The organism is Sinomonas sp. (assembly GCF_051955515.1).
In the GTDB taxonomy this organism is placed as follows: Bacteria; Actinomycetota; Actinomycetes; order Actinomycetales; family Micrococcaceae; genus Sinomonas.
The window spans coordinates 1-26,310 of the sequence record NZ_JBQCGQ010000081.1; the positions used below are offsets into that span (position 1 = coordinate 1).

Annotated in this window: 27 protein-coding genes; 13 read left to right on the forward strand and 14 right to left on the reverse strand. The window is 65.5% G+C overall.

Going from position 1 to position 26,310, the window contains the following annotated elements; translation table 11 throughout:
- Positions 1–169: 169 nt before the first annotated feature.
- The gene (locus ACTHL9_RS04675; RefSeq protein ID WP_440517649.1) at positions 170–1,033 is read left to right on the forward strand and encodes a GNAT family N-acetyltransferase; all 864 of its coding nucleotides are present in this window, start codon (positions 170–172) and stop codon (positions 1,031–1,033) included.
- On the opposite strand, the gene ACTHL9_RS04680 is transcribed toward ACTHL9_RS04675, so the two are convergent.
- The 3 genes from ACTHL9_RS04680 to ACTHL9_RS04690 form a co-directional block, all read right to left on the reverse strand.
- A complete protein-coding gene (locus tag ACTHL9_RS04680) occupies positions 1,030–2,127 on the reverse strand; it encodes a Gfo/Idh/MocA family protein (RefSeq protein ID WP_440517651.1) in 1,098 nt (365 codons plus the stop codon). The two genes, ACTHL9_RS04675 and ACTHL9_RS04680, sit on opposite strands and share 4 nt — an antisense overlap.
- Positions 2,128–2,169: 42 nt before the next feature.
- The gene (locus ACTHL9_RS04685; RefSeq protein ID WP_440517653.1) at positions 2,170–4,152 is read right to left on the reverse strand and encodes an amino acid transporter; all 1,983 of its coding nucleotides are present in this window, start codon (positions 4,150–4,152) and stop codon (positions 2,170–2,172) included.
- Positions 4,153–4,216: 64 nt separating this feature from the next.
- Positions 4,217–4,450: a hypothetical protein gene (locus ACTHL9_RS04690; RefSeq protein ID WP_440517654.1), complete on the reverse strand. Its 234-nt coding sequence runs from the start codon at positions 4,448–4,450 to the stop codon at positions 4,217–4,219.
- A 94-nt stretch (positions 4,451–4,544) separates the two neighbouring features.
- On the opposite strand from ACTHL9_RS04690, the gene ACTHL9_RS04695 reads away from it, so the two are divergent.
- The 4 genes from ACTHL9_RS04695 (at position 4,545) to ACTHL9_RS04710 (ending at position 10,334) form a co-directional block, all read left to right on the forward strand.
- Complete coding sequence (locus ACTHL9_RS04695; protein ID WP_440517655.1) at positions 4,545–5,531, forward strand: hypothetical protein; 987 nt, start codon at positions 4,545–4,547, stop codon at positions 5,529–5,531.
- A 239-nt stretch (positions 5,532–5,770) separates the two neighbouring features.
- Positions 5,771–6,580: a hypothetical protein gene (locus ACTHL9_RS04700; RefSeq protein ID WP_440517657.1), complete on the forward strand. Its 810-nt coding sequence runs from the start codon at positions 5,771–5,773 to the stop codon at positions 6,578–6,580.
- A gap of 12 nt (positions 6,581–6,592) precedes the next feature.
- Entirely contained in the window at positions 6,593–7,882 is a 1,290-nt protein-coding gene (locus ACTHL9_RS04705) for a hypothetical protein (RefSeq protein WP_440517659.1), read from the forward strand.
- A gap of 58 nt (positions 7,883–7,940) precedes the next feature.
- Positions 7,941–10,334: an ATP-binding cassette domain-containing protein gene (locus ACTHL9_RS04710; protein WP_440517660.1), complete on the forward strand. Its 2,394-nt coding sequence runs from the start codon at positions 7,941–7,943 to the stop codon at positions 10,332–10,334.
- A gap of 12 nt (positions 10,335–10,346) precedes the next feature.
- On the opposite strand, the gene ACTHL9_RS04715 is transcribed toward ACTHL9_RS04710, so the two are convergent.
- A complete protein-coding gene (locus ACTHL9_RS04715) occupies positions 10,347–10,625 on the reverse strand; it encodes a DUF2277 domain-containing protein (RefSeq protein WP_440517661.1) in 279 nt (92 codons plus the stop codon).
- A 111-nt stretch (positions 10,626–10,736) separates the two neighbouring features.
- Between ACTHL9_RS04715 and ACTHL9_RS04720 the strand changes: the two genes are divergently transcribed.
- The gene (locus ACTHL9_RS04720) at positions 10,737–11,300 is read left to right on the forward strand and encodes a dihydrofolate reductase family protein (RefSeq protein WP_440517663.1); all 564 of its coding nucleotides are present in this window, start codon (positions 10,737–10,739) and stop codon (positions 11,298–11,300) included.
- A 73-nt stretch (positions 11,301–11,373) separates the two neighbouring features.
- On the opposite strand, the gene ACTHL9_RS04725 is transcribed toward ACTHL9_RS04720, so the two are convergent.
- Positions 11,374–12,207, reverse strand: a complete 834-nt coding sequence (locus tag ACTHL9_RS04725; protein ID WP_440517664.1) for a sigma-70 family RNA polymerase sigma factor — start codon at positions 12,205–12,207, stop codon at positions 11,374–11,376.
- A gap of 327 nt (positions 12,208–12,534) precedes the next feature.
- On the opposite strand from ACTHL9_RS04725, the gene ACTHL9_RS04730 reads away from it, so the two are divergent.
- Positions 12,535–13,023 carry a hypothetical protein gene (locus tag ACTHL9_RS04730; protein ID WP_440517665.1) on the forward strand — a complete coding sequence of 163 codons (489 nt, stop codon included), beginning with the start codon at positions 12,535–12,537 and terminating at the stop codon, positions 13,021–13,023.
- Here ACTHL9_RS04730 and ACTHL9_RS04735 read toward each other — a convergent pair.
- From ACTHL9_RS04735 to ACTHL9_RS04745, 3 genes are all read right to left on the reverse strand, one after another.
- Positions 13,000–14,229 carry an RNA polymerase sigma factor gene (locus ACTHL9_RS04735; protein ID WP_440517667.1) on the reverse strand — a complete coding sequence of 410 codons (1,230 nt, stop codon included), beginning with the start codon at positions 14,227–14,229 and terminating at the stop codon, positions 13,000–13,002. The two genes, ACTHL9_RS04730 and ACTHL9_RS04735, sit on opposite strands and share 24 nt — an antisense overlap.
- Positions 14,226–14,600, reverse strand: a complete 375-nt coding sequence (locus tag ACTHL9_RS04740) for a YciI family protein (protein WP_440517668.1) — start codon at positions 14,598–14,600, stop codon at positions 14,226–14,228. The genes ACTHL9_RS04735 and ACTHL9_RS04740 overlap by 4 nt, the downstream gene beginning before the upstream one ends.
- 107 nt (positions 14,601–14,707) lie before the next feature.
- Positions 14,708–15,184, reverse strand: coding sequence for a VOC family protein (locus ACTHL9_RS04745; RefSeq protein WP_440517684.1), 477 nt, complete (start codon positions 15,182–15,184; stop codon positions 14,708–14,710).
- Between the two features lie 103 nt (positions 15,185–15,287).
- On the opposite strand from ACTHL9_RS04745, the gene ACTHL9_RS04750 reads away from it, so the two are divergent.
- Together ACTHL9_RS04750 and ACTHL9_RS04755 are read left to right on the forward strand one after the other, a co-directional pair.
- Positions 15,288–15,686, forward strand: coding sequence for a DUF3054 domain-containing protein (locus ACTHL9_RS04750; protein ID WP_440517669.1), 399 nt, complete (start codon positions 15,288–15,290; stop codon positions 15,684–15,686).
- Positions 15,687–15,740: 54 nt separating this feature from the next.
- Positions 15,741–16,019: an Lrp/AsnC family transcriptional regulator gene (locus ACTHL9_RS04755; protein ID WP_440517670.1), complete on the forward strand. Its 279-nt coding sequence runs from the start codon at positions 15,741–15,743 to the stop codon at positions 16,017–16,019.
- 2 nt (positions 16,020–16,021) lie between these two features.
- Here ACTHL9_RS04755 and trpD read toward each other — a convergent pair whose 3' ends face one another.
- Complete coding sequence (trpD, locus tag ACTHL9_RS04760) at positions 16,022–17,080, reverse strand: anthranilate phosphoribosyltransferase (protein ID WP_440517672.1); 1,059 nt, start codon at positions 17,078–17,080, stop codon at positions 16,022–16,024.
- A gap of 145 nt (positions 17,081–17,225) precedes the next feature.
- Between trpD and ctaE the strand changes: the two genes are divergently transcribed.
- The 4 genes from ctaE (at position 17,226) to qcrB (ending at position 21,598) form a co-directional block, all read left to right on the forward strand.
- Complete coding sequence (gene ctaE / locus ACTHL9_RS04765; protein WP_440517674.1) at positions 17,226–17,891, forward strand: aa3-type cytochrome oxidase subunit III; 666 nt, start codon at positions 17,226–17,228, stop codon at positions 17,889–17,891.
- Positions 17,892–17,975: 84 nt separating this feature from the next.
- The gene (gene qcrC, locus ACTHL9_RS04770) at positions 17,976–18,761 is read left to right on the forward strand and encodes a cytochrome bc1 complex diheme cytochrome c subunit (protein WP_440517676.1); all 786 of its coding nucleotides are present in this window, start codon (positions 17,976–17,978) and stop codon (positions 18,759–18,761) included.
- Positions 18,762–18,872: 111 nt separating this feature from the next.
- Positions 18,873–19,928, forward strand: a complete 1,056-nt coding sequence (gene qcrA, locus ACTHL9_RS04775; RefSeq protein WP_440517677.1) for a cytochrome bc1 complex Rieske iron-sulfur subunit — start codon at positions 18,873–18,875, stop codon at positions 19,926–19,928.
- On the forward strand, positions 19,925–21,598 hold the full coding sequence (gene qcrB / locus ACTHL9_RS04780; protein ID WP_440517678.1) for a cytochrome bc1 complex cytochrome b subunit: 1,674 nt from the start codon (positions 19,925–19,927) through the stop codon (positions 21,596–21,598). The genes qcrA and qcrB overlap by 4 nt, the downstream gene beginning before the upstream one ends.
- A gap of 98 nt (positions 21,599–21,696) precedes the next feature.
- On the opposite strand, the gene ACTHL9_RS04785 is transcribed toward qcrB, so the two are convergent.
- The 5 genes from ACTHL9_RS04785 to ACTHL9_RS04805 all read right to left on the reverse strand — a co-directional run bounded on the left by ACTHL9_RS04785 (position 21,697) and on the right by ACTHL9_RS04805 (position 26,183).
- The gene (locus tag ACTHL9_RS04785; protein ID WP_440517685.1) at positions 21,697–22,431 is read right to left on the reverse strand and encodes a GntR family transcriptional regulator; all 735 of its coding nucleotides are present in this window, start codon (positions 22,429–22,431) and stop codon (positions 21,697–21,699) included.
- A 185-nt stretch (positions 22,432–22,616) separates the two neighbouring features.
- A complete protein-coding gene (locus ACTHL9_RS04790; protein ID WP_440517679.1) occupies positions 22,617–23,018 on the reverse strand; it encodes a cytochrome c oxidase subunit 4 in 402 nt (133 codons plus the stop codon).
- On the reverse strand, positions 23,019–24,737 hold the full coding sequence (gene ctaD, locus ACTHL9_RS04795; protein ID WP_440517681.1) for an aa3-type cytochrome oxidase subunit I: 1,719 nt from the start codon (positions 24,735–24,737) through the stop codon (positions 23,019–23,021).
- Positions 24,738–24,745: 8 nt separating this feature from the next.
- The gene (gene ctaC / locus ACTHL9_RS04800) at positions 24,746–25,603 is read right to left on the reverse strand and encodes an aa3-type cytochrome oxidase subunit II (protein ID WP_440517683.1); all 858 of its coding nucleotides are present in this window, start codon (positions 25,601–25,603) and stop codon (positions 24,746–24,748) included.
- 214 nt (positions 25,604–25,817) lie between these two features.
- Positions 25,818–26,183, reverse strand: a complete 366-nt coding sequence (locus ACTHL9_RS04805; protein ID WP_138413622.1) for a HesB/IscA family protein — start codon at positions 26,181–26,183, stop codon at positions 25,818–25,820.
- Positions 26,184–26,310: the final 127 nt, after the last annotated feature.

Consider the following 26,310-nt stretch of genomic DNA (forward strand, 5'->3'; position numbering starts at 1 on the left):
CTTTCGGAGGCGGTCGTGGTCAAGCGGACGGGCTTCGAGACGACGGCGGCAGTCGCAGCCGCCCCTCATGTGGCAGCCCAGGCCCTCGACTCCTCCGGAAAGGTCTTGGCGACCTCGGTGGCCATCGCGGCCTAGCGGGCAGGCGCATCGCATGGTGCACGATGGTTCCATGGCCGTCACCGACATCGTCATCGCGGATCTCGTCCAGCAGCCCATCCTTGAGGGGCGTGGCCACCTCGATGAGAGCCGCGTGGCGTATTACGTGGAGCATTTCGAGGCGGCGGAACCCATCACGGTCTTCGAGGCAGGTGGGCGCCTCCTGCTCGCCGACGGCTACCACCGGTTGGCCGCGGCCCAACGGCTCGGCAGGCTGGCGATCCGGGCCGAGGTGCGCCCAGGCGGGAAGAGCGAGGCCCTCGAGTTCGCCGTCGAGCATGCGGTGAAACAGCGCGGACTCTCCCGCGATGAGGTGATGGCAGCGATCGCGAGGCGCTCCGGCTCTCACGTAGGTGACGTCGTCGTCCGCCACGCCGAGTACGCCGATCTCGAGGCGGTCGCGGGAATCTTCGCCCACTACGTGGTGAATACTGTGGCGACGCTCGAGGAGAATCCGCCGTCGCCCGAGTACTTCGAAGAGCGGCTCGACGATCTCAGCGCCCGCGGCCTGCCGTTCCTCGTCGCTGAGCTGGGGGGTCGCGTCGTGGGGTATTCCTACGCTGCGCCGTGGCGGCCAAAGACGGGCTACCGCTTCACCGTGGAGGACACGGTCTACGTGGCCCCCGAGGCAACCGGGCGGCGGGTGGGCTCGCGGCTCATGGGAGCACTGGTATCCGCGGCGGCCGACGGCGGCATGCGGCAGATGGTGGCGGTACTTACCGAGACGCTGGACTCGCCTTCGGCCGCGCTGCATCGGCGGCTGGGCTTCGCCGAGGCGGGTCGCCTCGCGGGGGTGGGGTACAAGCATGGCCGCTGGATCGATACCTTCCTCCTGCAGATGCCTCTGACCGGACGAGGATCGCGGGAAGTGCGCTAGCGCGGATCAGAAACCCATTCCTCGGTGCCAGCCGATACGAGGCCGCCGTCCTGGGCGGCCCGTTCGATGGCGAGCCCGATGTGGTGGTCCTGGGAGGCCTCCGCGAGCGGATACGGGGGAGGACCGTCGTCGCTCACCCAGCGCGCCGTGGCCAGGAGGATGCCGGACATGGCGATGTCTTCGTCGTTGAGGCGACGCCCGAAGAAGGGGTTACGCCAGAGAATGCGGCTGTCGAGGCTCAGGTGCGCGGTGTCGAAGCCCTCGTGGTCCAGTTCATAGCCGCTCTGCCGCCGGACGATCTGCGACTCGACGATGGTCTCAGTGTCGCTCAGGCGGATCACCCTGTGGTCGTTGATCTCGCCGTGGCTGCCCCTCAGCAGGAGGCGCCTGGATCTGAGGTGGTTGCGTGACTGGTTGTCCGTGAAGTCGTAGACGGCGCTCCGGCCGCTTTCGAACTCGAGCGTTGCGATCGTCGTCGTGACCGGTCGAGGCGTCGTGTCGTGGGTCCACCCCGAACGATCACTCGGCTGGACCAGCGGCTGGACGAAGCGGCGCGCCCCCACCGTTGCCGGCTCGAAGCCGACGCCGAGGTAGCGGCGGATGAGGCTGACGGCGTGATAGAGATGCGTCGAGGAGATCTGGACCGAGCCGATCTCGCCGATCGCTCCCTGCTGTGATGCGGCCAGCCTTGCGGCATGCGTGGGCATCAGCCAGTACTGCTCGGCCACCTGGACGAGGCCGGAGCTCCCGACGGCGGACCAGAGACGCCGCAGCGCATCGAGATCCGGTGCCGGGGGAGTCTCGGCAAGGACGGGAAGCCCGTGAGAGACCACTTCCTGGATGACTGAGGGGTTTGCCTCCCAGCTCACGCACGAGACCACGAAGTCCAGCCGTTGTCGGTCGAGCAGCTCCTCGACCGAGGCGAAGACTGGCACCTGCCAGCGATCCGCTACTTCGTGACGGAGGCCCTCGCGGCGCGCGACCACCCCCACGCACTCGAGCGATTCCGGGAACAGGCGGGCGAGCTTCACGAAATACTGCCCTCTCCACCCCGCCCCCACAACTGCCATGCGAAGGCGAGCGCCGCTGCCCATTCGATGTCCTTCCAGTTGCATTCAGCTTCTGGCCATGCCTACTCACCCTACGTGAATGCGCGGGCGTCGCCCGGGATCGCGCTCCTGTTCACGGATGATCTCCCGCACCACGGGTGCCGTGTCGCCACGTCCGAGCAGGAGGTAGCGCATGAGGTGCGCGAGCGGGTTCCCCTCGGACCACTCGAAATGCGCTTGGGGGATGACCCCGGTCGCGTCGCGCAGGGCCAGCAAGATGGCGGCTATGGCGTTCGGGGCGGCGGGACTCGCCGCGCGGAGGACACGGTGCTGGCCTACTTCGACTCCCCGGACGGTCAGCGTGTCGCTGAAGTCGGAGGGATCCGCGATATCCACCTCGAGGAAGATCACGTCGGCCGTGCCGGGCAGGGGATTGGCTTCCCTTTGGTCTGCCTCCTTCAGCGCGTATTCGGCCTCATCCCTCGCATCCGGCCGGTTGGCCACAATGTCCAGCCGGTCGTCGTATTCGAGGGATTCAATGATGAAGCGTCGAGCCTCCTCATCGAATTCGATGCGGTCGGCGCGCAGTTCGGTAGTCCGGCTCACGCGGGAAATGAGCGAAATGACGATGATGCCGGCAACGAAGAGAGCGGAAATCGCCAGTCCATCCGGTTTCTCCACAACATTTGCGCCCAGCGCATAGAGCAGAATCAGGCTCAGCACCGAGAAGGCGATGCCGGCGCCGCGCTGGCGGCGCCGGATCGCGGAAATGGCAACGGCGCAGGCGCCGGAGACCATCATGGCCAGAATTCCCGTCGCATACGCCCCTGCCTGGGCGTTCACGTCCGCGCGGAACGCGATCGTGATGAGAATGCTGATGGCCGTATAGACCAGCACCACGGGCCGGATATGCCGGGCCCATTCGGGCGCCATGCCGTAGGACGGCAGATATCTGGGCACAATGTTGATCAGTCCGGCCATGGCCGAGGCGCCCGCGAACCAGAGGATCAGCACGCTGCTGATGTCGTAGACGGACCCAAAGATGGGCCCGAGTCGCTCATGGGCCAGATATGCGAGCGCGCGGCCGTTTGCGCCTCCTCCGGGCTGGAATTCCGCAGGTGGAATGAGCAGCGTGGTGACCAGACTGCTCCCAATGAGGTACACGCTCATAATCACGGCGGCGGAGGTCAGCAATTTGCGGGTGTTGTGGATCCGCGATTCAAGCTTGGCCTCGTCCGTTGCTCCGCGGGAAGCAATGAGGGGCATCATGCTGACGCCCGTTTCGAAACCTGAGAGGCCAAGCACCAGCAGCGGGAAGGCAAGCAGCGCCGGCCAGAGGACACCGAGCGGGCCACCCCCGCTCTGGGTCAACGCTGCCGTCCAATTCACGACGACGGCAGGCCGACTCGCAATATCCGCAAGCCCCACGCCGATGATCACCAGATTCATCAGGAGGAACACCGCGACGAGCGGAATCGCCACTGCGACGGCCTCGGTGAATCCGAGCAGGAAAACGCCACCGAGGATCACTAGCAGCGCGATCGTAATGGGCAGGCCTTGGCCTTCAAACCCCCGAGGAAGGAGGGGATTCTCCGTCAGATGGACCGCCGCGTCCGCCGCGGAAAGAGTGATCGTGATAATCCATGACGTCGCGACAAAGCCGAGCAGGACGAGGACGAAGAGCTTCCCTCTCCAGAACGGCAGAAGGTCTTCCAGCATGGCCACCGAACCCTGGCCATGGGGGCTTTCCTTGGCCACCCGCCGGTACATCGGCAGCATGCCGAGGATCGTCAGCGCCACGATCAGCAGGGTTGCCAGGGGGGAGAGCGCACCCGCTGCAAGGGCGGCGATGCCGGGCAGGTAGGAGAGCGTTGAGAAGTAGTCGACCCCCGTGAGGCACATGACTTTCCACCAGCTCTGCTGACCGGCATGCTCCTCTGGCGCTTCCGGGCCGACCGGTTGCTGCACGCGCATTTCGAGGAGCCAACGGGCAAACGGGCTGTGCCCCTGCGCCTTGCGGGCGGGGCCCGGCACGCTCGCCGGCATAGAATACCGCGCCGGTGCACTCATGCTTCCTCCGTCGACGCGGCCCCGGTCCGGTGGGACAGAGGCCGCATCGCTATGAGTGGGTTGATCAGTCGCCCGAGTCTTCGCCTTCAGAGGTTCCCCCGGAGGTGCCCTCAGCTGGCGGAACTCCTTGCTCCATGGCCGCCTGGACTTCCTCATCATCCGTGTCGTCGGGGAAGGGCTCGGTCTGTCGCCACTCCTCGACATGGGCTGGACGCCCGCCCTTGAGGACGCCGTCGATCTCGTGCTTCATCTCGTCGTCGATATGGGGACCGTGCTTGTTGCTGCCGCGCTCGATCATGGTGCTTTCCTCCTTGTGTCACGAGGGTTACCCGCGGTCGCTGTCTCCAATCTGCCGCGAGGAGGCGGGAGAGCCACGACCTATGATGCGAGGCATGGATCTCGCTTCCGCGGCGGCCACGCTCTATGCGCTGCTGCCCTCCGAGTTCACGGCTGAGCGCAATCGAGCGGCCAAGGCCGCGCGTGCTGAGGGCAACTCGCTGCTGGCCAAGCAGATCGGGCGCCTCCCCAAGCCGTCGACAGCCGCATGGGCCGTGAACATGCTCGCGTTGCGCAAGCCGGACGAGGTCGCTCAAGTGCTCGAGCTGGGGGAGTCCCTCCGCAGAGCGCAGGAGGAGTTGGATCCAGCCAGCATGTGGGAGCTGGGGCAGCAGCGGCACAAGGTGCTCGTCGCCGTCGTCCGCCAGGCACGGGCCCTCGCAGACGACCTTGGCGTCTCCCTGAGCGACGCGGCAGCGACCGAGATGGAGGCGACGCTTCGCGCGGCGATGGCGGACCCTGACGCCGCTGACGCAGTGCGCAGCGGCCACCTGGTCCGCACGCTCGCGAGCAACGGATTCGAGCCGGTCGACCTCTCCGGGGCCGTCGCGGTTCCGGGCGTGCTTGCTGAAGCGCCTCGCAAGAGGACGAAGAACTCCGCGGACGACGACGGCGGCAGAGGGACGCTCCCACGGCCGGCCGTGAGCGGCGAGGGTCGTGCGGCCGACGAACGGCCTGCCGAAGATGAACGCCCAGCGGAAGATGAACGCCGAGCGGAAGAGGAGCGGCGTGTAGAAGAGGAGCGGCGCCGCGCGCGAGAGGAAGCCAAGGCCGAAGTCGAGGAGGCCGAAAGTGCCGTCGAACAGGCCGAGGCGGAGCTCGCGGATGCCGAGCACCATCTCACCGAGGTTTCCTCGCGACGAAGCGACGTGAACCGGGAATTGGGTGAGCTCCGCGCGAGGATCTCCGAGCTCGAAGAGGAATTGAGCGCCGTCGACCGCGAAGCAGGCTATGCCGAGCGAACGCGCAAGCTCGCCGCGCGGCTTGCCGAGCAGGAGCGCACTGCCGCGAGGCGGGCCCGCGAGAGGCTCGACCGCCTCTGAATCGGTCCTCGCCCGCTCCGCCTGCAGGCGCCGGATACCTACGCACTACGCGCGACGAGGGGCTACCTACTGCCCGCGCTCGCGGTACCTGACCCGATTTGCGCGGCCCGGGCCACCACTCGAATTGCCCGGGGGGAGGACTCGATTGGCCCGAGTCGTCTTTACCGCCTTCTTGGTGCCCCAAGACCTTTGAAACAGGACGCCGGAATAAGGGCCGGCCCGGATCAAAGGTCTCGACAATGCCACCGACCCCAGAATTCAAACCCTCCCGAATTGCCGCATCGGCCGTCGTCGGCGGACTGCTGGTGGTCGGGGGACTTTCCGTCGCAATTCCAGCCTCGTCGACGTCAACCATTGCGCAGCACGAGTCTCCGGCTGCCAATCCCCCCGCACCCGACCTCCTTCAAGAGCATCAGGACGTGGTTGCCGCCGCCCGGGCTCGCACTGTTGAAGCGGCAAACCTCAGGGCGGAACAGGCCGCCCAGCTTCGGGCCGAGCAGGCCGCCGAGGCCCAGCGTCAGGCAGCGGCAGATCGTCAGGCGGAGGCGGACCGTCAAGCGGAGGCCCAGCGTCAAGCGGAGGCCGCGCAGCAGGCCCAGGCCGCGGCAGCGCAGGAAGCTCAGGCGGCCGCGCAGCAAGCCCAAGCCGCCGCGGCCCAAAAGGTTCAGGCCGCTGCGCCAGCGGTTGCCGCGCAGCCGCAGCCCGCCGCTCCACCGGCCGCACCCACGGCCTACATCCCCGTCGTTGGGGCGGGCGGCCAATCCGCCGTCGACGCGTGCGCAGGCCCGGTCCGATTCACCCCCGTCACAGCCTCCGTCAGCATCGCGGAACATGACTTCTGCGGCGGCTGGAGTCGGATGAGCTGGATCCAGCCGGGAACCGTCGTCACGGTCCAGGGGTACGGCACGTACACCGCCTTCCAGCGCATGGTGGTCCCGCAAGGGGCCGGCCAGAGTGTCCTCGCAGGATTCGCCGGGGGCTACCCGCCGATCTTCCTCCAGACGTGCATTCCCGGCACCTCCCAGATGCTGCTCATCGGACTCCACTAGGCTCATCGACTCATGGTCGTCAAGGCCGGCTCCGCGCGAGCGCTAGTCCTGCTTCTCTGGCTGGCGCTCGTTGCGGCGCTGCCCGGGAGCGGTGCAGTCGGAGGCGCAGGTTCTGCGGGTCCCGCGGCGCTGCTCGATCTCCCGAGGATTCCTTGGGAGGGCGGCTCCGCCTATTGGAAGATGTTTCCGGTTGCCGACGCCGCCGGCTGGTCCGACCCGGCATTCTTTCCGATCGTCGCCTGGTACAACGGGATCAGCTCCAATGATGAGGCGCAGTACGACAAGAGCCTCGGCATCAATACGTACATTGGGATGGACGCCGCTACTCCGTACAGCCTGTTCGCAGACAACGGGCTGTTCTGGATCGGCCCGCCGCTCAATGACTCGTTCACGACCTCCAGCCGGAACTGGGTGGGCGAATTCCTGGACGACGAGGTCGATGGCAGGTATTCGCCCCAGGAGGGGCGGGCGCACCTACAGGAACTCTCGGAGAAGGCAAAGGCGGATGGGCGCTTCGCGTACACCAACTACACCCAATCCGTGATTGCAAAGGACATGGCAGACGCCGACGCGAACGCCTATGTCAACGACTTCACCGACGTGGTCTCCGTGGACATGTATTGGTACACGGTTCCCTTCTGCAGTGCGTCGCCCTATCGGGAGAACTACCTGATCCCCATTCCTCAGCCCCAGTGCAGGACGGCGTCCAGCTACGGCAAGACGATGCAGATGCTCCGACAGCGGGATGCGGCAGACGGCAGGCTTCAGCCGTTGTGGCAGTTCGTCGAGAATCTGAATGGCGGGCCGGGGGACCAGCCATTCACTGCGGATATCACGCCCGAGCAGCTGGAAGGGGCCGTGATGAATTCCCTCATCCACGAGGCGCGGGGGATCGTCTATTTCAATCAGAGCCTGAGCGGGCCCTGCCAAGGCGGGAGCATCTTCCGGCAATCCCAGGTCGAAGCCGGATTCTGCGCGGCGGATCAGGTAGCCGCGGTGAAGAAGATCGATTCGCTCATCAAGGACTTGGCGCCTGTGCTGAATACGCAGTCCTTCGACTATTCGTTTGGCAGCGGACTGGACACCATGCTCAAGGAGTACAACCACTCGATCTACATCTTTGCCATGACGGACGGTGCGTCCGCGCCGGGCCCACGAACCTTCACGCTTCCGTCCGGGGTCCGAGGCCGCACCGTCGAGGTGGTCGGGGAGGGCCGCAGCATTACGGCGTCCGCAAATGGGGTGTTTCGGGATGTGCTGGCGAATGAAGACAGCTATCACGTGTATCGGGTCGACGAGTAGGCGAGATGGTCAGGAATTGAGAAGCGTGCGGCCGTGAGGCGCGGCTAGCATGACGAGCATGAGCATCGCAACCAGGATCGCCTCGGACTCGACCGCTCGCCACGTCGCCGACACACACGATGTGATCCGCGTCCACGGCGCCCGAGAGAACAATCTCAAAGACATCAGCGTCCAGATTCCGAAGCGGCGTCTCACGGTGTTCACGGGGGTGTCGGGTTCTGGGAAGAGTTCGCTCGTGTTCGCCACAATCGCGGCCGAATCGCAGCGCATGATCAATGAGACCTACAGCGCCTTCGTGCAGGGGTTCATGCCAACCCTGTCCCGGCCCGATGTCGACGTGCTCGAGGGACTCACAACGGCGATCATCGTCGACCAAGAGCCCATGGGAGCCAACCCCCGATCCACGGTAGGGACAGCGACAGACGCGAACGCGATGCTGCGGATCCTGTTCAGCCGTCTCGGCGAGCCTCATATCGGATCACCGAACGCTTACTCCTTCAACGTTCCGTCGGTGAAGGCCTCCGGCGCCATCACCGTTGAGCGCGGCGAGGGCAAGACCAAGACGGAGAAGGCGACGTTCCACCGCTTGGGGGGCATGTGTCCGCGGTGCGAGGGCATGGGCTCGGTCACGGACTTCGACCTGGCTGCGCTCTACGACGCGAGCAAGTCATTGAGCGAGGGTGCCCTCTCGATTCCGGGCTACTCGATGGATGGGTGGTACGGCCGCATCTTCGCGGGGAGCGGCTTCTTCGACATGGACAAGCCGATAGGGAAATTCACCAAGCGGGAACTGCACGATCTCCTCTACAGGGAGCCCACCAAGATCAAGGTCGAAGGCATCAACCTCACCTATGAAGGGCTCATTCCGAAGATCCAGAAGTCGATGCTCTCGAAGGACCCGGAGGCAATGCAGCCGCATATTCGTGCCTTCGTAGACCGCACGATCACGTTTACGACCTGTCCGGAATGCGAGGGGACACGTCTCAGTCACGAGGCACGATCGTCGAAGATCAATGGCAAGAGCATTGCGGACGCGTGTGCCATGCAGATCACTGATCTTGCGGAATGGGTGCGTGGGATACGGGAACCCTCCGTTGCCCCTTTGATTGCGGGCCTTCAGCACCTTCTGGATTCGTTTGCGGAAATCGGTCTGGGATACCTCTCGCTGGATCGTCCGTCGGGCACCCTGTCCGGGGGAGAGGCGCAGCGGACCAAGATGATCCGCCATCTTGGCTCGTCGTTGACTGATGTCACGTATGTCTTCGACGAACCCACGATCGGACTTCACCCGCACGACATCGAGCGGATGAATCAGCTGCTGCTGGAGCTGCGGGACAAGGGCAACACGGTCCTCGTGGTCGAGCACAAGCCAGAGGCAATCGGCATCGCAGATCACGTGATCGACCTCGGCCCCGGGGCTGGCACCGCGGGAGGAACCGTGTGCTTCGAGGGCACCGTCGAGGGATTGCGGGGGAGTGACACGTCCACGGGGCGGCACCTCGACGACCGGGCAACGCTCAAGGAGGCCGTGCGCCCGTCGTCCCGGGCTCTTGAGGTGCGGGGCGCCTCAACCCACAACCTCCGCGACGTTGACGTGGACATCCCTCTCGGCGTGCTCGTCGTCGTCACGGGTGTGGCCGGTTCCGGCAAAAGCTCGCTGATCCATGGGTCGGTCGCCGGTCGAGACGGTGTTGTGGTCATCGACCAAACCGGGATCAAGGGCTCCCGGCGGAGCAATCCGGCGACTTACACCGGCCTGCTCGAGCCAATCCGGAAGGCCTTCGCGAAGGCGAACGGCGTCAAGCCCGCGCTGTTCAGTTCGAATTCGGAGGGCGCCTGCCCGACGTGCAACGGCGCTGGGGTCATCTACACGGATCTGGGCGTGATGGCGACCGTCGAATCCACCTGCGAGGAGTGCGACGGGAAGCGATTCCAGGCGTCGGTGCTCGAGTACACCTTCGGGGGCAAGAACATCGCCGAGGTGCTTGCGATGCCCGTGGCGCAGGCTGAGAAGTTCTTCAGCGAGGGGGAGGCCCGCACTCCTGCCGCCCACAAGATCCTCGATCGCTTGGCTGACGTCGGCCTGGGCTACCTCACACTCGGCCAGCCGCTCACCACCCTCTCGGGCGGTGAGCGGCAGCGCCTCAAGCTCGCTGCGCAGATGGCCGAGAAGGGCGAGGTCTACATCCTCGACGAGCCCACAACCGGACTCCATCTGGCGGATGTCGAGCAGCTCTTAGGGCTTCTTGACCGACTCGTGGACTCGGGCAAGTCCGTCATCGTCATAGAGCACCATCAGGCAGTGATGGCGCACGCCGACTGGATCATCGACCTCGGTCCGGGGGCAGGGCACGACGGCGGTCGCGTGGTCTTCGAGGGCACGCCGGCTGAGCTTGTGGCTGGCCAGACCACGCTCACCGGAAAGCACCTGGCCGACTACGTGGCTCGCTGAGGCGAGCATCGGTCACGCCGTTGCATACCGTCCTGAGCGCACGGCGCGGGCACGAGCCTTGGCGGCTTCTTCCTCGCGATTCTTCGGGGGCGTCGTGGCGACCAGGTCGTCGAGCAGATGCTGAGTGATGTGGGCGATTTCGTGGACCGCTTGGTCGAACGCATCCTGGTTCGCCTTCGACGGCTTGGTCGTTCCCGCGATCTTGCGCACATACTGCAGCGCGGCGGCATGAACTTCCTCGGACGTGGCAGCTGGCTCAAAGTTATGGAGCGTGTGGATGTTCCTGCACATGCATTGACGATACGCTCCGGCCGCCGGCAGATTCGAGCTTCCAGAAGCCAACCCTCGAACGCCGATAATCTACATTATGTCAACTAAAGGAAAGAGGGGGCTCTCCTGGCCATGTTGATCTACTCCATGAGCACCTCGGTCGACGGCTACATCAACGACCGTGTCGGCTCCTTCGACTGGACGCCGCCCAGCGAAGAAGAATTCCGCCTCCACCTCGCGGAGGTTCGGGGCCTCGGCTTCTATCTGTGCGGGCGCAGACTCTACGAGACGATGCTGCCGTGGGAAGAGGATCCCTCGATGCGCAGCAATGAACTGTTCGCCGAGTTCGCCGACGTCTGGGTGGCACTGCCCAAAGTCGTCTTCAGCCGCGCTGGGTGCAGCGTCCAAGGCAACGCCCGTTTGGCTGAGGCCTCCGTCGCCGAAGAGGTCGAGTCGGCGCTCGCAGCAACTGACAAAGTCGTCTCGATCGGCGGCGCAGGCCTTGCGGCTGAAGCGATCGGTCTCGGCCTCGTGGACGAATTCCACATCTTCCGCAGGCCCATCGTCGTCGGCGGCGGCACGTCCTTCTTCCCGCCGGTCAGCCCGGATATTCGGTTGGATCTGCTCGAGACCACGACCTTCGCCTCGCGGGTGATCTACGAACGCTACGGCCGCGCTCAGCCCCTCCCCTCTTGAGGAGATCCTGATGAATCGAAAGAGCGGTCGGCCCGAGCCGTGAGCGCGGGCCGACCACCTTCCTCCCGAAATGTCAGGCTGCCATGCGGCGCCGAAGCCGGCCGAGCAATCTGCGCAGGAGCCTCGAGACCTGCATTTGGCTGACGCCCAGTTCCTTCGCGATCTCCTCCTGCGTCAGCTCCTTGACGAAGCGGAGGTGCAGCAAGCGCTTGTCCTGCTCTGAGGCGTCCATGAGGGCATCACCGAGCGCCTGCATGGACTCCACATGCTCGTACCCAGAGTCCTCGGTTGAGACGACTACGGTGAGGCGCCGGGCCTCCGGGTCGTCGGGCGAGTCGCCGGGCTCGATGGAGTCCGGGACCATGGAGGCATCGGCTATCTGGGCCTCGGCCACGTCTTCAACGCAGACGCAGAGCTCTCGGCTGAGTTCCCGCGTGCTGGGCTCGTGGCCCAGACGCTGGGCCAAACGCGGTCGTGCTGCATTGACCTTGAGCCTGAGTTCCTGCACGCCGCGCGGCGGCCGGACGATCCATGACTGATCGCGGAGATATCGCTTGATCTCCCCGGTGATGGTCGGCACCGCGTAGGGGACAAAGCCGTGTCCGAGGCCGGACCGGTATCGCTGTGCGGCTTTCATCAGACCGAGCCGCGCAACCTGGCGCAGGTCGTCTGGATCGTGGCCTGGGCATCGAAAACGCCGGGCAAGGGCGTCGGCGACGCCGAGGTATTCAACTGCCAAATCGCCTGCTGCGCTGGCGCGGGCCATGGTGGCCGAGGAGGCCGCTTCTTCGCTTGCGGTCGTGGGGCCCTCAAGAGGCCAGTCGCCGTCAGGCTGAGGTCGATCCGATTGTCCTTGGTGCGCGCTTCGCTCTGCCGTGGTGACAGACCGTTCGTGAACACTTTCCATCGCGTGAGTCTCCTCCTCGCTGGGGTCGGAAGTATGACTGTTCAGCGCTCGATCTGGGTATCCCCACCTCCTCGGGCGTACGACGACGGTCCGCGGCCTGCTCCACGGCGAATGCCGTTCTGGAATGCGAAGGATGGGCAGGGCGCCAGGCGGTCTGACTCAGCGCGTTGGCGCTGGGTGTCCACCGGTGCCCCGGCCCCGTGCATCTTCGCCATGTTGGCGACGCTACAGGTAGACAGAACGGTCTGTCCAGAGTAGGTGGAAGCCGTGATCGAACCGTGGGCCGAGGTCACCAATCCATAACGTTCACGGCTCCGAAGATGGAGCATGGGCGCACTCGCAGTTCTCCCCCGCCGGCGCACGGCTGCTGTCGCGCTGACTGCTGGTCCGACCGCCGTCGGCCTCGGCCTCGTGGCGCACATCCTCGGCGGCGGAATCGCGCCTCCGGCCACCGTGATCCTCGCTCTGATTGCCCTGGTGAGCCTTCTCGCCGCGGGCCTGAGCCGCCTGAGGCTGCCATCGTGGACTGTCGGGGTGGCGAGTGGAGCGGTTCAGCAGGCTCTGCATCTGCTGCTGACGGCCCTCGCTGGCCTTGACGGCCCGCTGTTTCCTGCAGCAGCCCACGTTCACGGGGTCTCCTCCCCCCAGATCCAGACGACGGGAGCCCAACAATTCGCCCCTGTCGACCTCCATGTTCTGGTCGTGACCCACATGGGGGCTGCGGTAGCCTCTGCCGTCCTGGTGATGCTGGCCGTGAGGTGGGCAGCCAAGCCGCCGCGGTGGCGCCGCGCCTCATCCGGCCTGGAGCTCGCGTAGTCGCGCCTCCAAGAAAGCCCTCTCCCCCGGGCCGGGCGCATGGCGGGCCGCCTCGGCATACTCCGTGGCGGCCTCGCCGACCCTGCCGAGCCGTCGGAGCAGGTCGGCCCGGACGGCGTGGAAGACGTGGTATCCCCCGAGTGCCAGCCCATCTACGACGGCGAGCCCCGACGCCGCACCCTCGACCTCGGCGAGGGCTACCGCGCGGTTGAGCTCCACCACCGGTCCTGGTGAGATGCGCGAGAGCATGCCGTACAGACGGAGAATCCTGGGCCAGTCCGTTGCAGAAGCTGACGGCGCTGTGCTGTGCACCGCCTGAATGGCCGCCTGAATCTGGTAGGGCCCGAGCCGACCGCGTTGAAGGCAGTGGTGGACGATGGCCAGGCCCTCCGAAATGAGATCCGCGTCCCAGAGCCCGCGGTCCTGCTCGGCCAAGGGCACCAGGACGCCGGCCCCGCCGGTGCGGGCCGCCTGACGCGATTCCGACAGCAGCATGAGGGCCAAGAGCCCGCGCACCTCCGGTTCCCCGGGCAGGAGCTGCACCAGCACCCTCGCCAGTCGGACCGCCTCTGCACACAGGTCCGTGCGCGCCCTCGGGCTCCCCAGGCCGGCGGAATAGCCCTCGTTGTAGATGAGATAGACGACGGCGAGCACTCCCGCGAGCCGCTCCGGCAGCTCCTCGGCAGACGGGACCCGATAGGGTATCCCGGCATCGCGAATCTTTGCCTTCGCGCGCGAGATGCGCTGCCCCATCGTCGTCTCGCTCACGAGGAATGCCGCGGCGATCTGCGGCGTCGACAGCCCTCCGAGCACGCGGAGGGCCAAGGCCACCCGTGCTGGCATCGCGAGGGCCGGATGACAGCACGCGAACACCAGCTTTAGCCGGTCATCGCCGAAGTCGTGCCCCGGAACGTTGCCATCCGCCGCTGTCTCGGCGGCGTGCAGAAGGGCGGCCTGGGCCTCCTTCCCGCCGCGCGCGGCCTCCCGGCGGAAACGGTCGACGGCGTGGCGCCGCGCCGTCGTGATGATCCATGCGCCCGGCTGCTCGGGGAATCCCTCGCGGGGCCAGCGCTCGGTGGCCACCGCGAAGGCCTCTTGGACGGCGTCCTCGGCGAGGTCGAGGTCGCGCGTCGTCCGCAGCAGGACGGACACCGCGCGGCCGTATTCCTCGCGGAATACCGCTGCGACGGTGTCCGCCGGGCTCATGCGGACCCGCTCACCGGCTCGTCCTGCGGAACGGCCGCAAAGGCCCGAACTTCGAGCGGGAGACCCGTGATCTCGGCAAGCCGGCGGCCCCAGGCGAGGGCGGCATCGAGGTCGGGCGCCTCGATGATCTCGAAGCCACCAAGGTGTTCTTTGCCCTCGAGGTAGGGACCGTCCGTGACGAGAACCTCGGTCCCAGTGTGCTTGAGCACGGTCGCGGACGAAGGATCGGTGAGTCCGTTGCCGAACACCCAGGCACCAGCGGCCCGGAGGTCCGCGTTGAACTCTGCGATCTTCTCCATCACAGGGCCGAGCACCTCTGGCGGCGGCACTACGCCGTCGGGCTGGTACATACTGATCAGATACTGTGTCATGGCCGTTCGCCTTCCTGTTCTCTTGGGAGCCGGAGTGACTCTCGCCTGCTGGACGATCGGCTGCGCCGCTTTTCGACAACTTGCTCGGACGATTCGCCGGAAGGCACTCAAGCCCCGGCAGCAGCAGCCTCAAGATCCGCGATCACGATCTTCCGCATCCGGAGCATCGCCTGCATGGCCCGGCCGGATCGTCCGGGATCGGGATCCCTGAGCAGCTCGGTCAGCCGGGTGGGCACGATCTGCCACGAGAATCCGAACCGGTCCTTGAGCCACCCGCACTGGCTTTCCTCGCCACCGTCTGCCGTGAGCGCGCTCCAATAATGGTCGACCTCAGCCTGGTCCTTGCACAGGACCTGGAGGGAGACTGCCTCGTCGAACGTGAATTCCGGCCCGCCGTTCAGCGCCACGAAAGGCTTGCCGTCGAGCTCGAACTCTGCGGTGATGACGCTCCCTGCGGGACGCGGGCCAGCGTCGCCGTAGTAGTCAACGCGCGTGACCTTCGAGTCGGGGAAGACCGAAGCATAGAAGTTGGCCGCCTCTTCGGCCTGGGTGTCGAACCAGAGACAGGGGACGATGTCCGGCATGGCGGATCCTCCGGGGTCAGTCACGGTCAGGGTGCTAGGGATTCTTCTCCTTCCGCGACGGTGAGTGAAGGCCCTGCGGCCCTAGTCCACGTACGCTTGACCGGTGACCACCGATATCTCCCCCTCAGTCCGCCGCGCCCGCGCTTCAATCCTCGCCGTCGTAGGGGACGCCGCCGTCGTCCTCGTGTTCGCGGCGATGGGGCGCGGCTTCCACGGCGAGGCCAACCCAGTCCTCGGCGTGCTGGCCACCGCGTGGCCCTTCGGCGTAGGCCTGATTGTGGCTTGGGCGACTCCGCTCGTGCGACGGCGGCCCCTCGCCGTGTGGCCGGCAGGCCTCCTCGTGTGGCTTGCTGCCTACGCGGTGGGGATGCTCCTCCGAGGGCTCACCGGACAGGGCCTGGCAGGGCCGTTCCTCGTGGTGGCTCTGACCGTCCTGGGCGTGGCCCTGATCGGATGGCGCGCGGTCGCGCTCCTCATCCGGCGGGTGGTTCGGCGCTCCTAGAGCGGCGAACTTATAGGCTGGGTTCAGCAGGGCGCGACGACCGATCGGAGAACCATGATCACTGCATTTGTCTTCATCCAGACGCAATCGAACAAGATCCCCGAGGCTGCCGAGAAGATCTCCGCACTTCCGGGCATCAGCGAGGTCTACTCCGTCACGGGCGAGTGGGATCTCATTGCGATCGCGCGCGTGCAGCAGCACGAGGACCTCGCAGACGTCGTCGCAGATCACCTTTCGAAGGTGGAGGGTGTTGTGGAGACCACCACCCACATCGCGTTCAGGGCGTACTCCCGGCATGATCTCGAGGCAGCGTTCTCGATCGGCCTCGAGTAGCTTCAGGACTGGCTGAACTCCACCCACGCCTGAAGCGCCCGCAGCGCAGCCCCGGAGTCGATCGCTTCCTCGGCCCGCAGCTTCGCTGCGGCTAGCCGGTCCAGCAGCGGAGATTCGGCGCTCTGGTCGAAGGCGACCAGCCCAGCTGCTGCGTTGAGAACGACGGCGTCCCTCACCGGACCCTTCTCCCCCGCCAGGACGCTGCGCACCACGCCCGCATTGTGCTGGGCGTCGCCGCCGCGCAGATCCTCCAGCGAGGCCCGGGAGATGTCGAGGTCCAGCGGGTCGAGCTCGGACTCGACGACTGCGCCGTTCCGCACCTCCCAGATCCGCGAGGTCGTGGTGACCGTCAGTTCGTCGAGGCCATCATCGCCGCGGAACACGAGCCCGCGGCTCCCGCGGTTGGCCAGGACGCCCGCGATCAAGGGGGCCATGCGGGGATCGGCCGAGCCGACCGCGGACGCCTGGACGCGAGCGGGGTTCGTCAGCGGGCCCAAGATGTTGAAGGCGGTCGGGATGGCCAGTTCCCGCCGCGGGATGGCCGTGAAGCGGAAGGACGGGTGGAACACCTGGGCGAAGCAGAATGTAATGCCGCAGGCTTCCGCCGACGCAGCCACCCGGTCGACGCTCATGTCCAGCCTGACGCCGAGTGCCTCGAGCACGTCGGCGGAACCTGCGGACGATGAGGCTGCGCGGTTGCCGTGCTTCACCACGCGCGCCCCTGCGCCCGCCAGCACCAGAGCGGCTGTGCTCGAGATGTTGACCGTGTTCTGCTGATCGCCGCCTGTGCCGACAATGTCGAGCTTCTCCCCCGGGATCGTGATGGGAGTAGCACGCTCGACCATGGTCTCAACCAGTCCGGCGAGCTCGTCCACGGTCTCGCCCTTGGCCCGCAGCCCAACGAGGAACCCTGCGATCTGCGAGTCCGTCGCGTTCCCCGCCATGATGGTGTCCATGGCCCACGCGGTCTGCTCCTTCGTCAGATCCCCGCCCTTGACGAGTGATCCGATGAGGGCACGCCAGCTGTGGACGGGGTTCGCTGCGGGATCCTGAGTGCTCACCCCCTGATGCTATCGACCGGTCGCGTGCCCGGCGAACGTATGACCGGGACCGAGCTTCCGCGGAATTTCGAGGGTTTGTAGAAAAAGTTCCCGGAAGAGGCGGTTCGCGTTGGGCGAACCCGTCGTTTGTAGACATAATGTCCTTGTGACGACAGCGACTCATGCCCCGACAACCCCGGCACATCCCACGCTGAACCGCCCCAACATGGTCTCCGTCGGGACCGTTGTGTGGCTCTCGAGCGAGCTGATGTTCTTTGCCGGACTCTTTGCCATGTACTTCTCCCTTCGAGCAGCCGGCCAGGTCTCCCTGGGCGGAGGTTCGACGGAGGGCCTCTGGGCCATGGAGACGGCAAAGTTGAACTTCCCGTTCGCGCTCGTGAACACGATCGTGCTTGTTGCGAGCTCGTTCACCTGCCAGATGGGTGTGTTTGCTGCAGAGCGGCTTCAGCCGCGGCGGAGCGGCGGGCTTTTCCAGTTCGCCCGCTGGGGCATGACCGAGTGGTTCGTCCTGACGTTCCTCATGGGTGCCTTCTTCGTCGCTGGGCAGGCCACCGAGTACACGATGCTGGTCTCCGAGCATGTGTCGCTGTCCTCCAACGCCTACGGTTCGGCCTTCTACATCACGACGGGCTTCCATGGCCTCCACGTCATCGGCGGCCTCATCGCGTTCCTCTTCATCATCGGGCGCGCCTTCGCGGCCAAGCGCTTCGGCCACTTCGAAGCGACTTCGGCCATCGTCACGTCGTACTACTGGCACTTCGTCGACGTCGTGTGGATCGGGCTCTTCCTGGTCATCTACGTCCTCAGGTAGCACCGGCTGCGGCAGGCAGCAGAACTTTTTGACATCGCGATCGCGCGCTGACGGGGTCGCGGACAGACGGATAGGAACGATTACGTGAAGGCACTCTCCCAGAAGCGGCGGCATCCGCTGGCAGTGGTGGCACTGCTGGTCATGGGCCTCCTGCTGACCGGCCTCCTCTACGCGGTGGCAACCTCGGCCAACAAGGCCAAGGCAGATACCGGCTTCTCGGCATCGGACGTAAGCGAAGGGCAGAAGCTGTTCGTGGCGAACTGTGCCACCTGCCACGGCATGGGCGCCCAGGGCTCGGCGTCGGGGCCGTCGCTCGTGGGCGTGGGTGCCGCCGCCGTCGACTTCCAGGTCGGCACGGGCCGCATGCCGATGCAAATGCAGGGCCCGCAGGCCCAGCGGAAGCCGGAGCAGTTCAACGAGGACCAGACGCGCCAGCTTGCCGCCTATGTCGCCTCGCTTGGTGCTGGCCCCTCCCTGCCTGACCAGGCGATGCTGGACGGCCAGGGCGATGCAACCCACGGTGGCGAGCTGTTCCGCGTGAACTGCGCGATGTGCCACAACGCAGCTGCCGCAGGCGGTGCCCTCACGCGTGGAAAGTTCGCGCCGTCGCTGGCCGGCGTGTCCGCTCAGCACATCTATGAGGCGATGGAGACCGGCCCGCAGAACATGCCGGTATTCAGCGACGCCAACATCTCCCCCGAGGGCAAGCGGGACATCATCACGTACCTCCAGACCATCGAGAAGCAGGGCTCCCCGGGCGGGGCTGATCTTGGCGGCCTCGGCCCCGTTTCCGAAGGCCTCTTCATGTGGGTCGCCGGACTCGGCGTCATCATCGCCTTCACGATCTGGCTGACATCGCGGACCTCTTGACAGGGCCTGAAGCACTCGTTTCGCCGCCCAGTGCAAGCAATCTGGACAGCGGCACATCTGATTTGAACATCTGCCCCCGGCAAGCGGGGCACAGGAAGGATGAGGGGAATTATGGGCAACCCTAGTGACGGCGCCCCACAGCAAGGGGGCACCGTAGCTACGGCTGGTCAGGCCGGGGGGCAGTTCGAGGATCCGGGACTCCCGCCTCACCGCCCGCGCCTGGCTGACACCGACCCCAGAGCCGCCAAGCGAGCGGAGCGCCAGGTCACGTGGCTGTTCATCATCTCGGTGATCGGCACCATCGTGTTCCTCGTCTCCTACTTCGCCATCGACCTCGGGCCGACGTCGACCGTTGACGCGATCAGGACACAGAACATCCTGCTCGGGCTCAGCACGGCGTTCGCGATGCTCGGCATCGGCACTGGCATTGTGCACTGGGCCAAGGCGCTCATGCCCGATCACGAGGTGTCGGAGGCACGGCACGAGCTTCGGAGCGAGCAGGACCGCGAAGCCGCCGTCAAGATCGTTGACGACATCATCGAAGAGACGGGCATCAAGCGCCGTCCCCTCATTCGCAACACCCTCATCGGCGCCCTTGCGCTCGCCCCGCTGCCGGCCCTTGCCGTCTTCGGCGACCTCGGTCCGAACGCGAAGGACATCCTCCGCCACACTATGTGGGCACCCAACGCCCAGACGGGCAAGAAGGTCCGTCTGACGCGGGACCCCGACGGCACTCCGATCAAGGCCGCCGACGTCACGATCGGATCCGCGTACCACGTGATCCCCGAGGGTCTCAACGACCTGCATGAGGGAAAGCTCAATGAGAAGGCCAAGTCGGTTGTCCTCCTCATGCGCCTCAACCCGGAGGACCTGCATGTGTCCCCGGGACGTGAGAACTGGGGCTACAACGGCATCGTTGCCTACTCGAAGATCTGCACCCACGTCGGCTGCCCCGTGGCACTGTACGAGCAGCAGACTCACCACCTCCTGTGCCCGTGCCACCAGTCGACGTTCGACTTGACGAACGAGTGCCAGGTGATCTTCGGCCCGGCGAGCCGCCCGCTCCCCCAGCTGCCGATTGAAGTCGATTCCGAGGGCTACCTCGTGGCCACCTCCGACTTCCACGAACCTGTTGGACCGAGCTACTGGGAGCGTGAGTACTCGTGAGCGACACCACCGCCGCATACCAAGCACCGACCAAGGTCGGGCGCATCGCCGAGTTTGTCGATCAGCGGACGGGTCTCTCGACCGTCACCCGCGAGTTTGGCCGGAAGGTCTTCCCTGACCACTGGTCGTTCATGTTCGGCGAGGTCGCGCTCTACAGCTTCATCATTCTGCTGCTGTCGGGCACCTTCCTCACGTTCTTCTTCAACCCGTCCATGGCGGAGACGACCTACAACGGTGCGTACATTCCCATGCGTGGCATGGACATGTCCGTGGCTTACCAGTCCTCCCTCCACATCTCGTTCGAGGTGCGTGGCGGTCTCTTCATGCGTCAGCTCCACCACTGGGCAGCGCTGCTGTTCGTCGCGGCGATGTCCGTGCACATGCTCCGTGTGTTCTTCACCGGTGCTTTCCGGAAGCCCCGCGAGATGAACTGGGTGATCGGCGGTGTCCTGCTGATCCTGGGCATGGCGGCCGGCTTCACTGGTTACTCCCTCCCGGATGATCTCCTCTCGGGCAACGGTCTGCGCATCATCGACGGCGTTGTCATGGCGATCCCCGTCATCGGTACCTGGATCTCGATGTTCCTGTTCGGTGGGGAGTTCCCGGGCGACGCGATCATCGGGCGCCTCTACGTGCTGCACATCCTGCTGATTCCGGCAATGATCCTGGGCCTCGTGGCCCTGCACCTGATCTTCGTGGTGGTGCACAAGCACACGCAGTACCCCGGCCCGGGCCGCAACGACCGCAACGTCGTCGGCTATCCTCTGGGCCCGGTCTACGCGGCGAAGGCTGGAGGCTTCTTCTTCATCGTCTTCGGCGTGCTGGCCGCCATCGCTGCTGCCTTCACGATCAACCCGATCTGGAACTACGGCCCCTACGACCCGTCCCCGGTGTCGGCCGGTACCCAGCCCGACTGGTATATCGGCTGGGTGGACGGTGCTCTGCGCCTCATGCCCGGTGTCCTCGGTGACCTGAATGGCTACCGCCAGCACTTCGAGTTCGTGATCTTCGGGCAGACGCTGTCGCTGAACATCCTGCTTCCGGCCCTCGTTCCCGCGGGCATCGTCTTCACCGTCCTGTTCATCTACCCCTGGGTGGAGCGCTGGATCACGAAGGACGACCGCGAGCACCACGTGCTCGATCGCCCGCGCAACGCGCCGACCCGCACCGCGATCGGCATGGCCGGTTTCACGTTCTACTGCGTCATGTGGGCAGCCGCCAGTTCCGACCTGATCGCGACGCACTTCCACGTGTCGCTGAACGACGTGACGTACTGGCTGCGCACGCTCTTCTTCGTGGGGCCGATCATCGCCTTCGTCGTGACGAAGCGCATCGCCCTCGGCCTGCAGCGAAAGGACCGCGAGATCGCGCTTCATGGCCGCGAGACCGGACGCATCGTCCGACTCCCCCATGGCGAGTTCATCGAGGTTCACGCCCCGCTCGATGAGTACAAGCGCTACCGGCTTGTGGCCTTCGACTCCCCCGGCGTGCTGCCCGCGCAGCCGAATGCGAAGGGCGTCGTGGACCGCAAAGAACGCCGTCGCGCCAAGCTTTCGAAGTGGTTCTTCGAGGATCGCGTTGCCCCGGTGAGCCCCGCCGAGCTCGAGGCAGCTCACGGTCACGGGCATCACGAGGCCATCGAGCCCACGCCGACGTCTGCTGGTCACTGAACCCCCGGGCGCCCCCGGACAGAGAGGCCCCGCCGCGCACCCGCGGCGGGGCCTCACTCCTTCGAAGGGACCGTTGAGAGCCGCGTGAAGCCGCTCTCCTAGCCCGTGAAGCGTTTGGTCGAGTAAGAACGCGGGGTGCGGGCTCCGGGACGCTGGAGGGGCACCCACAGCTTGTAACGGTCGGCCCGGTAGTACGAGACGGAATAGTCGACCATGGCCTTGGCCACGTACGCGTGCCGCTGGATCTTGAGGAGTGGTGATCCCATGTCCACCTTGAGGAGGCGCGCAATCGAAGGGGACGCCGCCGTGGCCTCGATCATGTCCTCGCCCCATTCCATGACGAGGCCGTAGCGTTCGCTGAGGACTTGGTAGAGCGACGTAGGCGGCGGCCCGTCGGTGAATCCCGGGACGCGATGGGCCACGATGTAGTTCTCGTCCACGCTCATCGGCTCCTGGTCGGCCAGGAGCAGCCGTCGGAACCTGACAACAGCCGTTCCCTCGTCTACTTGCAGCTCGCGGGCGAGATGGGCCGAAGCGCCGATCTCCTCGAAGCTGAGGACCTTCGCGTCGGGCACCATGCCACGCCGCTGCATCTCCTCGCTGTACGAGGTCAGTTTCATCTGGAGATCGAGTTTGGGGCGGCTCACAAAGGTACCGAGCCCCACAATGCGGTCCAGTACGCCCTCGGCGACGAGGGCATCGATCGATTGCCGTACCGTCATACGAGCCAAGCCGAACCGGTGCGCGAGATCACGTTCAGAGGGCAGAGGCGCGCCGGGCGTCAGCTTCGTCTGAATGTGTTCCCGCAACAGCTCACGGAGCTGCACATACATTGCCGTCTTCGAGGACCGGTCGAGCTTCCCGACGATGCTGTCGGCGTCTTCCACTCGTGTGCCTCCTGATCCAGTTCTACCTATTGAAGGCTACACGTTTTCGCACGTCAGGCTCCGGCGCAGAATGCCCAAAGGGCCCGGCATCGTGACGATGCCGGGCCCCTTGAGGGATGCTCGGTTGGAACTCAGTGCGCGTGGTCTCCACGGCTGTACTCGAAGACCCAGCCGACGAGGGCGACGATTCCGATGCCCGCGCCGATGAAGAAGATCCACCAGCCGACGGCGATGCCCAAGACCGCGGTGGCAGCAGCGGTGCCCACCACGAGCGGCCACCAGCTCCAGGGGCTGAAGTGGCCCTGCTCGCCCGCGCCCTCGTGGATCTCGGCGTCCTCACGGTCCTCAGGACGAGCTCCCACCCGACGAGCGGTGACGCCGAGGTACGAACCGATCATGCCCGCCAGGCCGCCCACGAGGAGCATGCCCATGATGCCCACCCATTCGGACCAGTGGGTGAGGAACCCATAGACGATGGCCACCGGAATGAAGAAGAAGACTCCGGTTCCGAAGAGCCAGGATTCGATTTTCACTTAGTGCGTTTCCTTACGGTCGGCGGTGACTGCTGCGGCTGCCTGAGAGTGCTGCACGATGCCGGCCACCGAGAGCTCCGGGTGGTGGAGGTCCAGCGCAGGCCGCTCGGAACGGATGCGGGGCAGCGACGTGAAGTTGTGGCGCGGCGGCGGGCAGGACGTGGCCCACTCGAGCGAGGCGCCGAAGCCCCACGGATCGTCGACGAGGACTCGCTTGCCACTCCTGGCAGTGATGTAGACGTTCCAGAAGAACGGGATCAGCGAGGCGCCGAGGATGAACGAGGAGATCGTCGAGAACTGGTTCATCCAGGTGAAGCCATCCTGCGGGAGGTAGTCCGCGTAGCGGCGCGGCATGCCCATGACGCCCAGCCAGTGCTGGATGAGGAACGTGCCGTGGAAGCCCACGAGGAGCATCCAGAAGTGGATCTTGCCGAGGCGCTCGTTCAGCATCTTGCCCGTCCACTTGGGCCACCAGAAGTAGAAGCCGGCGAACATCGCGAACACGACGGTGCCGAAGACGACGTAGTGGAAGTGGGCCACCACGAAGTACGTGTCCGAGACGTGGAAGTCGAGCGGAGGCGAAGCCAGGATGATGCCGGTCAGGCCGCCGAAGAGGAAGGTGATGAGGAAGCCGAGGCTCCACAGCATCGGGGTCTCGAAGGTGAGCGAGCCCCGCCACATCGTTCCGATCCAGTTGAAGAACTTCACGCCGGTCGGGACGGCGATCAGCATCGTCATGAACGAGAAGAACGGAAGGAGCACGGCGCCCGTGACATACATGTGGTGGGCCCACACGGTGACCGAAAGGGCTGCGATGGCGATCGTTGCGAAGACGAGGCCCTTGTAGCCGAAGACCGGCTTGCGGCTGAAGACCGGGAAGATCTCCGAGACGATGCCGAAGAACGGCAGCGCGATGATGTAGACCTCCGGGTGGCCGAAGAACCAGAAGAGGTGCTGCCAGAGGACGGCGCCGCCGTTCTCAGGATCGAAAATGTGCGCACCGAAGCGACGGTCGGCCCCGAGGCCGAAGAGCGCGGCTGCGAGCGGCGGGAATGCCATAAGGACGAGGATCGACGTGATCAGGGCGTTCCACGTGAAGATGGGCATGCGCCACATGGTCATGCCCGGTGCACGCATGCAGATGATCGTGGTGATGAAGTTGACGGCACCAAGGATCGTGCCGAAGCCGGAGAGGGCCAATCCGAAGACCCACAGGTCCCCGCCGATACCCGGCGTGAAGGTGGTGTTGGAGAGGGGCGCGTAGGCGAACCATCCGAACGATGCAGCGCCCTGCGGGGTGATGAAGCCGGCCGTCGCGATGGTCGAGCCGAAGAGGAAGAACCAGAACGCGAGGGCGTTCAGTCGGGGGAAGGCAACGTCGGGTGCGCCGATCTGGAGCGGCATGATGACGTTCGTGAAGCCGGCGAAGAGCGGCGTCGCGAACATCAGGAGCATGACCGTTCCGTGCATCGTGAAGAGCTGGTTGTACTGCTCTTTGGTCTGCAGGATCTGCATGCCGGGTTCGAAGAGCTCGGCACGGATGAGCAGCGCCATGACGCCGCCCAGGCAGAAGAACACGAACGACGCGATCAGGTACATGTACCCGATGGTCTTGTGGTCGGTCGAGGTGATCCAGTTGACGACGATGCGCCCCTTGGACCTCGGCACGACCGGTGCGTTGATGGCCCCGGCTGTGGGCGACTGGGTATAGGTAGCCACGTTATTCCCTACTTCTGGATCAGATCCGGGTTGCGGTCATACTGGGCGTCGAGAAGCCCCTTCGGCAGGCCCGCGAGGTGCGCCTGGAATTCTGCCTCGGAGACAACCTTCACGCGGAACAGCATCTCCGAGTGGTACTCGCCGCAGAGCTCGGCGCACTTGCCCTCGTACGTGCCTTCCTTCTGCGGAGTGAAGTACATGGTGTTCGGGTGGCCCGGAATCATGTCCCGCTTCTGGAGGAAGGCGGGCACCCAGAACGAGTGGATGACGTCACGGGACGTCAGCTCGACCGTCACGCTCTTGTTGACGGGGAGGTACAGCGTGGGGAGGTTGTTCAGATCGATGGGCGTGCCGTTGAGGTGGGCCTGAGTGCCAGCCTCGTAGACGTTGTCCTTGACGATCCCGCCCTGCTTGTAGTTGAAGTCCCAGGACCACTGCTTGCCGACCACGTTGATGGTGACGTCCGGGTTCGCGTTGGGATTGTCAATCGCGCGCTGGTCACGGTCCGTGAAGTAGAAGAAGACCACCACGAGGAAGAGCGGGATGGCCGTGTAGAAGATCTCGAGCGGCAGGTTGTAGCTCGTCTGCCGCGGGAAGCCCACGGTGCCCTTGCGGCGGCGGTAGGCCACGATGCACCACAGGATCAGGCCCCACGTCACCGCGCCAACGGTCATTGCCGCGATCCACGAGTTGACCCAGAGGTCGGTGATCATTCCCGTATTGCTCGTCGTGTCCCGCGACCCCGGCAGCCAGCCGTTCTGCACCTGACTTGTACATCCAGACAGTGCAAGCGCTCCTGCAACGGCAACTGCAGCTACCGCGATATTCCGAGTGCGCTGGCTGCTGGTTCGGTTCTGCGACCTCACAGACGGCCCTTCCTCTTGATGCGTCGGCCGGGCTCTCACGTCCGCGGTTCTCCCGCAGAAATCCGCGCCCCGGCGGCATAGTTTTACTACTCGGTGTAGAGCTTACAGCTAACCCAAAGGAATCGCCCACATGTGGCCACAGCACGTCGGCCGTGCCTTCCGGCCCTCGAATGAGGGGCACGGAAGACACGGCCGACGTAGGGCGTAAGACCCGTCAGTGGAACGAGTCTCCGCACGCGCACGAGCCCTGCGCGTTGGGGTTGTCGATGGTGAAGCCCTGCTTCGAGATGGTGTCTTCGAAGTCGATGGTGGCGCCAGCCAGATACGGCACGCTCATCTTGTCCACGACCACCTCGACGCCGTCGAAATCGCGCACGGCGTCCCCATCCAGGAGGCGCTCGTCGAAGTAGAGCTGGTAGATGAGGCCGGAGCAGCCGCCGGGCTGGACAGCGACGCGCAGACGGAGGTCCATGCGACCTTCCTGCTCGAGCAGGCTGCGGACCTTGCCGGCCGCGACGTCGGTGAGTGTCACCTCGTGGGTGCCGAGGGCCTCGGTGGACTCGTTGGTTGCAGTGCTCATTCCATAACCTTCCCTCCACGGCCCGCGCCGCTGAGTGCTGTTGGGTGGCCCCACCGCCGCCCCCCCCCCTTACCATCAAATGCGCCCCCCCCCCTGGACCCGAACCGTCCCGCAACGACCCCCCCGC

Bases quoted from the DNA above. Each gene is read 5' to 3' on its own strand.
- ACTHL9_RS04675 (WP_440517649.1), top strand. From the start codon at position 170: ATGGCCGTCACCGACATCGTCATCGCGGATCTCGTCCAGCAGCCCATC.
- ACTHL9_RS04680 (WP_440517651.1), bottom strand. From the start codon at position 2,127: ATGGGCAGCGGCGCTCGCCTTCGCATGGCAGTTGTGGGGGCGGGGTGG.
- ACTHL9_RS04685 (WP_440517653.1), bottom strand. From the start codon at position 4,152: ATGAGTGCACCGGCGCGGTATTCTATGCCGGCGAGCGTGCCGGGCCCC.
- ACTHL9_RS04690 (WP_440517654.1), bottom strand. From the start codon at position 4,450: ATGATCGAGCGCGGCAGCAACAAGCACGGTCCCCATATCGACGACGAG.
- ACTHL9_RS04695 (WP_440517655.1), top strand. From the start codon at position 4,545: ATGGATCTCGCTTCCGCGGCGGCCACGCTCTATGCGCTGCTGCCCTCC.
- ACTHL9_RS04700 (WP_440517657.1), top strand. From the start codon at position 5,771: ATGCCACCGACCCCAGAATTCAAACCCTCCCGAATTGCCGCATCGGCC.
- ACTHL9_RS04705 (WP_440517659.1), top strand. From the start codon at position 6,593: ATGGTCGTCAAGGCCGGCTCCGCGCGAGCGCTAGTCCTGCTTCTCTGG.
- ACTHL9_RS04710 (WP_440517660.1), top strand. From the start codon at position 7,941: ATGAGCATCGCAACCAGGATCGCCTCGGACTCGACCGCTCGCCACGTC.
- ACTHL9_RS04715 (WP_440517661.1), bottom strand. From the start codon at position 10,625: ATGTGCAGGAACATCCACACGCTCCATAACTTTGAGCCAGCTGCCACG.
- ACTHL9_RS04720 (WP_440517663.1), top strand. From the start codon at position 10,737: ATGTTGATCTACTCCATGAGCACCTCGGTCGACGGCTACATCAACGAC.
- ACTHL9_RS04725 (WP_440517664.1), bottom strand. From the start codon at position 12,207: ATGGAAAGTGTTCACGAACGGTCTGTCACCACGGCAGAGCGAAGCGCG.
- ACTHL9_RS04730 (WP_440517665.1), top strand. From the start codon at position 12,535: ATGGGCGCACTCGCAGTTCTCCCCCGCCGGCGCACGGCTGCTGTCGCG.
- ACTHL9_RS04735 (WP_440517667.1), bottom strand. From the start codon at position 14,229: ATGAGCCCGGCGGACACCGTCGCAGCGGTATTCCGCGAGGAATACGGC.
- ACTHL9_RS04740 (WP_440517668.1), bottom strand. From the start codon at position 14,600: ATGACACAGTATCTGATCAGTATGTACCAGCCCGACGGCGTAGTGCCG.
- ACTHL9_RS04745 (WP_440517684.1), bottom strand. From the start codon at position 15,184: ATGCCGGACATCGTCCCCTGTCTCTGGTTCGACACCCAGGCCGAAGAG.
- ACTHL9_RS04755 (WP_440517670.1), top strand. From the start codon at position 15,741: ATGATCACTGCATTTGTCTTCATCCAGACGCAATCGAACAAGATCCCC.
- qcrA (WP_440517677.1), top strand. From the start codon at position 18,873: ATGGGCAACCCTAGTGACGGCGCCCCACAGCAAGGGGGCACCGTAGCT.
- ACTHL9_RS04785 (WP_440517685.1), bottom strand. From the start codon at position 22,431: ATGTATGTGCAGCTCCGTGAGCTGTTGCGGGAACACATTCAGACGAAG.
- ACTHL9_RS04805 (WP_138413622.1), bottom strand. From the start codon at position 26,183: ATGAGCACTGCAACCAACGAGTCCACCGAGGCCCTCGGCACCCACGAG.